The following is a 1,523-nucleotide window of genomic DNA, read 5'->3' as shown; positions in this document are numbered from 1 at the left end:
CCGAGCGACAGGATCGCGACCTTGTGCCCCGTGCGCACGATACGGCCCTTGCCGATCTCGAGCAGTTCGGGCGTCTCGGGCAGCGCAACGCCCGTGCCGTTGCCACGCGGATAGCGCACCGCGATCGGCCCTGAGTCGTGATGCACGCAGGTATGCGTCATATGGACCAGTTCGGCCTCGTCGGCCGCCGCCATCACCACGAAGTTGGGCAGCGTCGCCAGATAGGTCACATCGAAGCTGCCGGCATGCGTTGCCCCGTCCGCCCCGACCAGCCCGGCCCGGTCGATCGCGAACCGCACGGGCAGGTTCTGGATCGCCACGTCATGCACGACCTGGTCGTACGCGCGCTGCAGGAAGGTCGAGTAGATCGCGCAGAACGGCCGCATGCCCTGAGCGGCAAGGCCCGCGGCAAAGGTCACCGCATGCTGCTCGGCAATGCCCACATCGAAGAAGCGGTCGGGATAGGCCGCGGCGAACTGGTCGAGCCCCGTGCCAGACGGCATCGCCGCGGTGATCGCGCAGATCCTGGGATCGGTCGCGGCTTCGGCGACCAGCGCCGCGCCGAACACATTCTGGTACGCCGGCGGACCCGGCGGCGCCTTGGCCTGGGCGCCGGTGATCACATCGAACTTCTGTACGCCGTGATATTTGTCCGCCGCCGCCTCGGCGGGTGCGTACCCCTTGCCCTTCTTGGTCACGACATGGACCAGGATCGGGCCCTCTTCGGCATCGCGCACATTCTCGAGCACCGGGATCAGCTGGTCGAGATTATGCCCGTCGACCGGCCCCACATAATAAAAACCCAGTTCCTCGAACAGCGTACCGCCCATCGCCATGCCGCGCGCGAACGAATCGGTCTTCTTCGCCGCCGAATGAAGCGGCCGCGGCAGCTTGCGCGCAAAGCGCCGCGCGAGATCGCGCAGGCCCAAAAACTCGCGGCTCGACACGATGCGCGACAGATAGGCCGACAAGCCACCCACCGGCGGCGCGATCGACATGTCGTTGTCGTTGAGGATCACCACCAGCCGGTTGCCCGCGCCTTCCGCATTGTTCATCGCCTCATACGCCATGCCCGCCGACATCGCACCGTCGCCGATCACCGCGATCGCCTTGCCCGGCACGTTCCTGATCTTGTTGGCGATCGCAAAACCCAACGCAGACGAGATCGAGGTCGACGAGTGCGCCGCCCCGAACGGGTCATATTCGCTCTCCGAGCGCCTGGTGAAGCCCGACAGCCCACCGCCCATGCGCAACGTCCGGATCCGGTCCCTGCGGCCCGTCAGGATCTTGTGCGGATAGCATTGGTGCCCGACGTCCCAGATCAGCCGGTCGCGCGGCGTGTCGAACACATAATGGATCGCCGTCGTCAGCTCGACCACGCCAAGACCCGAGCCAAGGTGACCGCCCGTCACCCCCACCGCCGCGATCGTCTCGGCGCGAAGCTCGTCGGCAAGCTGCCGAAGCTTCGCCGCAGGAAGGGCCCTCAGATCGGCGGGCGTGTGCACCGTGTCCAGCAACGGCGT

Annotated in this window: 1 protein-coding gene; it reads right to left on the bottom strand. The window is 66.8% G+C overall.

The genetic code is table 11. The features are described from left to right. Positions 1 to 1,523, bottom strand: a 1,523-nt coding sequence (dxs, locus tag AC1RT8_RS24660; protein WP_493079200.1) for a 1-deoxy-D-xylulose-5-phosphate synthase, incomplete at both ends; no start/stop codon positions are given.

The sequence above is a fragment of the Sphingomonas sp. GW821-FHT10F11 genome (genome assembly GCF_058809095.1).
Note: the sequence above shows the minus strand (reverse complement) of the source record. Positions and strands in the feature narration are given on the sequence as shown.